The following is a 7,019-nucleotide window of genomic DNA, read 5'->3' as shown; positions in this document are numbered from 1 at the left end:
GGGCAGAGGATGCGGAAATCGGGCTACCTGAAAAGCTTGCAGCCTGCATCCACGGCCATGCCCACCAACACCTGCCCGTGTGTTACGCCAACGAATACGGCATTCCGACGGTGAGCAACACCATCGGCTACTATCAGGAAGAGTTTAAGCCCGACAGCCCGGCGGGGCGGCAGCAAATCAAGGACGGGCTGCCGTTTTTGATGGTGTGAACCAAGAGACGGATGAGTGGGACTAGAAAAAGGATGATTGCCATCCACGCATTCGCATCTCAAGCACAACAATTTCCGAAGGAGCTATATACTAGACTAGCAACTATGTTACCCTCGAAATACTCAATAGGCACCGAAAGACAAGCGCGGGCGTGAGACAGCAGACAAAGTGGTCATTTTCGGTATCTTAAACCGGTAAGAACTGGTCTTTAATACAGTTGTGCTGGATGATGCTAAGCCTGAAGCATTACTGCCTGTCATCAAAAGAAAAATCATGCTGGGCAGCATTGTTTACACAGACAGCCCCTGAGCAATTACAACCAGTTGGACATGAGCGGTTTTGCCCATTACTGCATCAACCATTTCAAAGAATTTACAGACCGCCTGAACCACATCAACAACATTGAGAATTTTTGGAATCAGGCAAAAATACCATGTTGCGTAAGTTTAACGGTATTCCGAAAGAGCATTTTGAGCTGTAATTAAAGAAATGAGAATGGTATTTTAATAATAGTGGAATAGAGTTAAAGTTTTCATTTTTGAAACAATTGGTAAAGCATAATATGCCCTAGCCGCCTGGGACAGATCTAACTCCATATCCTTATAACTTCTTAGCAAAAGGCACCATAGCAATGGCAATCAATCCCACCAAACTCTTTGACGGTCTTGCCAAGCTCGTACAATCGGAAGACAAAGCAAACTTCATCTACGGCTTTCTCCGCCTGTTCGATACCCCGAAAGCCACCATCACCAAACTGCAAAACCAAACTCCCGGCACCAACGTTGCCGATATGCCTTTACTCGGCGAAATTGCCCTCAGCCGGAAACTTTATTTCAAACCTGCCGACCCCTGGGCAGACATTTACGACATCCTGCAAACCCTGAAACAATCACCTTCCGCCGATAAAAACAAAATCCGCTTCTTTATCGTTACCGATTTTCAAAACATCGCCGTCTATGACACTAAGGCCGATGACTATCTCGAATGTGCCTACACCGACTTGGCGTAGAACTACGGCTTTTTCCTTCCCCTTGCAGGCTTGGAAAAAAGCAGTGGATTTGAAGAAAATCCCGCCGACACTAAAGCTGCCGAAAAAATGGGGCGCCTTTTCGACCATATCCGCCGCCAAAAAGCGGAACGTATGGTAAGGGGCTGAATATGTTGCTAAAAGGTATGCGCGTTGATTCTAGAATCAACAGCTTGGATGATATTTTCAATCACGATGATTTAGGCCTGCTTGCCGATGTCAAACCAGTTACCGCTAAAACCGATGAAAATGCAATGGTTTTACAAACATTCAAAGAAGTCGAATCGTTTTTCAGACGACATGGACGTTTACCGAACAATGATAGCAATTTGGATGAAGAAATTTTAGATAGAAAATGGCAAGCCTTGCTGAACAACAAACAGCATTGTGAAATCCTCCAACAACACGATACGTTCAATTTGCTGGGGTTGTCTGAAAAAATGGAACACTGTAAAGCAGAAAATTTTGATATTAACCAGATAATAATCCCTCATTCTGCTTTTTTACCAGCAACCTTGCTAATATAGCTTTTGAAGGTTTCAGAGGGATCGTGTGGGGTTTAGGGCTAATCTACGTCAGCCTCTTTATCTATGCTGCCTGTTAACAGCAATAAGAGGTTTATTTAGTGCATCTTGTGTCATCCCATGCATATATGCATTATATTGCCATACAATAAATTGCTGTTTATATCGCTCATTAATTTCTTCCAAGCGTTGTACCTGAGCCTTCAAATTATTAACTTGTTTTAGCAAATAATCCATCGTTACATTTGGTACTGGTTCTTTTTTGCATCTTCTTTTATTTTTTGCTTCTGTTGGCTAAAGGCTTTTTGTATATCAGGATAATTAGCCAGTGACTGCCTCTCAATACTCTTAATATTCAATAACTCTGAAACTTTAGAGCAAAGTAAATTCCATGTTAACTTCCCCTCCCAGGTTTTAATCAACATAATGATATCTTCCAAATTTTCTTCTGTAATAAGAATTTTAGGCATACTACATCTCCATTAACCTATATAAATCATCATCAAGTTTAGCCGTTTCTGGTTTTTTAACATCTATATCCATTCCTTTTTCCAATAAGGCTAACTTGACTGGTGAAGGATCATATTCGTCAGGTATTCGTAATAGTGTACCACTTGGAATTTCACTATTTTCCAAGAATGCAATTTTGGTTCTTATATGTGCCAATCTCCACCCTAGGTTACTTATCCAACGATCTGCACCAAAAGCTCCTAATTTATGGTGTTCTTTTGCTTTATTAATTTGCTCTGTAAGCTGAATTTCTCTATGTTTTAATATTTCTAAAGATGATTCTAATCCTTTAATACAAATAAGTTCTTTACATGTTTCACAATCCCCATGGCGAGAACATGGCGACATTGCATAATCATGCTCACAAATGCCTATTTCTGTTATTGTTGTGATTCCCACTCCATCTTTCCCTACGTCCTCATATGTAACTGGAAGATTTAAATGTATTTTATCTAATATTGAGATATCCTCAGGAATTAACAAATCCCGGACTGCCTCACTTTTTTCTTCTTCTGTCCTGTGATCATAAGCTTTATTATCTGCAATTCTAGCCCTCCCTGCCCAGTTCGCTAAAGTTAATTCATCCATTCCACCTCTCTCAGCTTTTGTACTTAACCAATGCCTTGCATTGTGTGATAGTAATCTAACAAACTCCCCTTTCGAAGTTGTTATACAATGCTTTTCCCATAATGATGTTTTAGGACGTGTATCAGAATAGCAGAATCTATCATTAATAAGATTTACTGTTGGTAATAAAAAAGAGAACTTTTTAGGGAGAAAAGCATTATGAAATTCATTTTCTCTGAATAATAATAAGGCTTCAGAAGCTTTAACGTTTTTATTTTTATCAATATATGGCCAGTAATTGAATTTTGAGGTATATTTTTCGTATAAGTATTTTCCTAAAACATTAGGAGTTATAACGCCACTATTTTCTTTCATTAACTTTTTAAACCACTTAGTTTTAATCCCATGCTTTCCATTAATTTCTAAAACCTTACCTATTTCTATTTCAGTTAAAGGTTTTTGAGATAAATAATGGGATACTTGCATACCTTGATCTGGTGATATCATTACCGTGTTAGGATTTTCTTCCGCAAACTTTGCTGCTTTTCTTGCTAAAGCTCCTATATCTGTTAAACGTTTGACTGCTTCAATAATCACATCTTGCATACTACTAGGAACCCATTTCAAACCCTCTTTTCCGTTTTTTGCAGGTATCCATCGAATACCTAATTGCTTATTTCCTAAGCTATCTTCTTCCCATTCTAAGCAATTAACAGATAAAGACATCAACTCAGAACAACGAGATGGAGCAACCATAAGTAGAGCCATAACTGCTGTATAATACTCAGTTTCTTTATCTAAATTTGGTGCATCATGAAAGAGTTTAGCAACCAACATCATTTCTTCATCTGTTGGCATCTTACTTGAACGGTATTCTTTTCCTCTTTCATCAAGCAATATCGTTAAATCTCTAGGACGTTTATATGGGTTATTCCATAAAGATAAATTTGGAGTAATACCATTTTCACGACAAAAATCAAACAACTTCTCAAGTTGATATCCTAATTTATTGACTGATTTAGTATCTTTTTTATATTTTCTCAATACAATGGTTTCAACTTCATTAATGACTAAATTATCGAGTTGTAATATATCGCAATTACCTTTTACATTGTATAAAGCCATTTCAACCATACGTAATGATTCCATATGCCGTGATAATTGACGAATTGGCTGCTGAGAATAAACATAACGAATGTATGCTTTAGCAAAATCAATAAATGGTTCAGATAACGGCTCATATTGATAGGATGTAGATTTAACCCTATCTGTGGAAAAACGAACTTGAATGTTGTGAAGATTAAAGGTATCTCTCCATTGATTATTGTCCCAACAATTACTTCCGAAAGCTGTAAGTTTGTTTTTACAGAAAGTGATAAAATTTTCTAAACTGGATTTTGGATTCTCATGTACTTGGAAAAAAATTGTATTATTCATAATTAATGAGCATCCATATTTTTTTTCATTTCATTACATGCTTGAACAACATATTCAACAGCCAATATAATACGATCCTTAGAAGATGCATAATCTATACTTTTAGTTCTTCTTAAACGTTCTTCTTTCTCTTTATATAGTTTATTTAATATTTGTTGATGTGGACCATCAACCAAAGGTCTAAATTTAGGGCATAAATAACATGTCTCATAGCCAGTTATACAAAAATCATTCGTCCCACATGCTCCTATAGTATCTACTCCGTTATTAGTTATTAAAGATGTTGGATCAAATCCTCTTTCACTTTCATTTAAATTAGAAATAATTCTACCAACAAATGCTTGGGCCAGTTTTCCCATTTCAGCACCCATAACACGATCAATATATTGAACTGTATCCGCTGTATTTTCAGTATATACTTTCACATTTTGTGTATCTGAGTGATCTAGTAGTTCTGCTATAATCGCTGCACCAACTCCTTTTCTCCCTAGGTTAGTTCCCCTTGTATGACGAAAACGTCTTGCATTAATATGAATAATTTCACCTGTCCGCTCTGAAACAGCTTTTTGATGTATACAGAATTTTCGTAATACATTCTGTTCTAATGAAGAAGCAGAGTAATGAAAAATATCTTTTTCTAATAATGAAAGATCAAAATGCCTATTTCTTATATTATTCTTAAGAGTCTTCCAATCGATAAAAATTGGTAATTTCATTTTTTAATCTGATATAACTGATTCATCAATCAAACTAAGTAATTTTTTGTACTGATATTCTACAAAATTTAATAGAACTAAATACAAATCCTCTGTGATGGCAAGTTTTTTAAATGTTTTTCTAAATAACCCACCTCTCTTTTTAGCACTAGGGATGTTTAGGAAATAATTCCATGTTCCTTGAGAAACTTCCTTTTTCAGGTCTTCAAATTTTAAATGGCGAATTTGAATAGGTCTTCTCGCGGTAGCTTGAAGTAATTGAATATATGCATATGTTTCAAATGAAATAAGATCTTCTTTCCAAAGTCTAGCCAGCTCTGTCATTAAAGCCAAAATTTCATTTTCTGTAAATGCCCCTGTATAAGGGCATCTCATTAATACCGATTTACCTTTATCATTTCCAATCAAGGTAAAGCTTTCAAGTAAAGATACAACAGCTTTATCAACTCCATAATAACCGTACTCGTTCCATGAGAGCAAAAAACCTTTTAATGCACCTAAATGCCATTCACGTTCTTTTCCTAAGTTAGTTTTCCAATTTAATAGTGTGTGAGTGTCAATAGTTTTTAGCTGCGTATTAACTACCAACTCATGAAATCTATTGTACATATTAATAGTATGATAGCTAGAATATTTCTCAGCATAGACTGCTAGTGCCTTTCTAAACCCATTTAAAGTTTTCTTATCTATACTCAATATAGCATTAGAGAAATTAATTTTTATATCTTTACTTATATGCCAAGAGTTTTTATTTTCATCAAACTCATATCCATCTCTTGAACATCTAATACTTTTATTTTGATCCATAATTATCAATCTTCTTCTGAAACTCAGTTTGAAGTTCTAATAATATTTTATTAGCTTTTTCTTGGATATACCGTTGATTATAAATATCCCCAGATTTTTCTGATGTATGTCCCATAATATGTTGCCTTATTTTTGCTTCTTTCTCAGATGAAATAAAATCTTTATGGGAGAAATTATTATTTGTAGTTTGATTATTTCTATCTACTTTTTTTGAAAAATCCAAGTTCCATTCGTGGCGGAAAATATGTGGATGAATGATAGAAAATTTTGTATCAACCTTTTTCATTGTTGGAACAATGATATTATCAAATGAACTCGTACTGATAGGGCTTCCTTGGGTTTTCCCTTTCCGATGTGTTACAAACAAATACGGATGACTATTTGCGTGTGGAATTTTAGAACGATAATTCATGATATAGTCATCAATATAATGAGCTGTTTTCTGCGAAATAGGAAGACGTCTTTCTTTAGTCTTACTAACTGCCTGTATTTTCCTTGTATCAAACTTATCATCATGAGTCCGTCTAATTAAAATAGATGGCCTAACTGTCCCTATCTCAATAAATGGGATTTGTATTGATAAAAGCTCCCCTCTCCTTATTCCTAATTCCCTTAACAAGATAAACATCAGATGATTTCTTTTTTTTATACCTATATCTTTAAATGGATTATTAGGATTAGAAAAATTAGCAATGAGCATAAATTCATCTAATAATCCATCAGGTAATTCTCTCTCTGTTCTTATAGATAAATTTTTATGATACTTTGGTTCTGCAGCTTTAATTGACAAAAGCAATTTAGCTAAATTCTTCTGGTATTTATCGGAAATGCTAATTACTTTAGACAAAAATAAAATATACTTTGAAAGCACTGCTAACCGATTATATTGATGGCTTAAAGAAACAGATGAGGATATATCAATAAATTGAGTTTGGCCTTTTGTTAAAACTTTTCTTTTCGTACAATCGGCTTTTTTTTGGGGGCTGACGTAGATTAGTAGTTATGCTAGGCTACGAAAATGCAGATAACCAATTGTAAATTAAGCAAGAGAGTTCAAAATAAACTGCTTGAATTTTTCGTACTCCAAGTTACCGCCCGTTCCGCTGCCGATATTTTGGGCATTCAGCCCAACTCCGCTATTCTGTTTTACCGTAAAATCCGCATGGTCATCAGCCATCATTTGGCCTTGGCTGCCGATGAGGTTTTCGAGGGCCCCGTCGA

6 protein-coding genes and 4 pseudogenes are annotated in these 7,019 nt (G+C 35.5%); 5 read left to right on the top strand and 5 right to left on the bottom strand.

All coding sequences use genetic code 11. The annotated features are described in order from the left end of the window. From A7Q00_RS10725 to A7Q00_RS10715, 4 genes and pseudogenes are all read left to right on the top strand, one after another. Positions 1 to 209: pseudogene (locus A7Q00_RS10725) on the top strand (metallophosphoesterase); the annotation flags it as partial. A gap of 136 nt (positions 210 to 345) precedes the next feature. Then, a pseudogene (locus A7Q00_RS14105) lies at positions 346 to 688 on the top strand (IS1595 family transposase); the annotation flags it as partial. Positions 689 to 841: 153 nt separating this feature from the next. Beyond that, a pseudogene (locus A7Q00_RS10720) lies at positions 842 to 1,366 on the top strand (type IIL restriction-modification enzyme MmeI). Positions 1,367 to 1,368: 2 nt separating this feature from the next. After that, positions 1,369 to 1,764, top strand: coding sequence for a hypothetical protein (locus tag A7Q00_RS10715; protein WP_064090535.1), 396 nt, complete (start codon positions 1,369 to 1,371; stop codon positions 1,762 to 1,764). A 236-nt stretch (positions 1,765 to 2,000) separates the two neighbouring features. Here the strand turns inward: A7Q00_RS10715 and A7Q00_RS14360 are convergent, their stop codons facing one another. Genes A7Q00_RS14360 through A7Q00_RS13025 form a run of 5 tightly spaced genes read right to left on the bottom strand, consistent with a single transcriptional unit; the run spans position 2,001 to position 6,645 of the window. After that, positions 2,001 to 2,231 carry a hypothetical protein gene (locus tag A7Q00_RS14360; RefSeq protein WP_082887839.1) on the bottom strand — a complete coding sequence of 77 codons (231 nt, stop codon included), beginning with the start codon at positions 2,229 to 2,231 and terminating at the stop codon, positions 2,001 to 2,003. Between the two features lies 1 nt (position 2,232). After that, complete coding sequence (locus tag A7Q00_RS10705; RefSeq protein WP_064090534.1) at positions 2,233 to 4,275, bottom strand: hypothetical protein; 2,043 nt, start codon at positions 4,273 to 4,275, stop codon at positions 2,233 to 2,235. A 2-nt stretch (positions 4,276 to 4,277) separates the two neighbouring features. Then, positions 4,278 to 4,991, bottom strand: a complete 714-nt coding sequence (locus A7Q00_RS14095) for a site-specific integrase (RefSeq protein WP_245637573.1) — start codon at positions 4,989 to 4,991, stop codon at positions 4,278 to 4,280. Between the two features lie 3 nt (positions 4,992 to 4,994). After that, positions 4,995 to 5,798, bottom strand: coding sequence for an integrase (locus A7Q00_RS14090; RefSeq protein WP_245637572.1), 804 nt, complete (start codon positions 5,796 to 5,798; stop codon positions 4,995 to 4,997). Next, on the bottom strand, positions 5,785 to 6,645 hold the full coding sequence (locus A7Q00_RS13025; protein WP_245637571.1) for a site-specific integrase: 861 nt from the start codon (positions 6,643 to 6,645) through the stop codon (positions 5,785 to 5,787). Before A7Q00_RS13025 ends, A7Q00_RS14090 begins: the two co-directional genes overlap by 14 nt. Before the next feature lie 171 nt (positions 6,646 to 6,816). Between A7Q00_RS13025 and A7Q00_RS13020 the strand changes: the two are divergent. Further along, positions 6,817 to 7,019: pseudogene (locus tag A7Q00_RS13020) on the top strand (IS1595 family transposase); the annotation flags it as partial.

This window comes from Eikenella halliae, assembly GCF_001648475.1.
GTDB lineage: Bacteria > Pseudomonadota > Gammaproteobacteria > Burkholderiales > Neisseriaceae > Eikenella > Eikenella halliae.
Note: the sequence above shows the minus strand (reverse complement) of the source record. Positions and strands in the feature narration are given on the sequence as shown.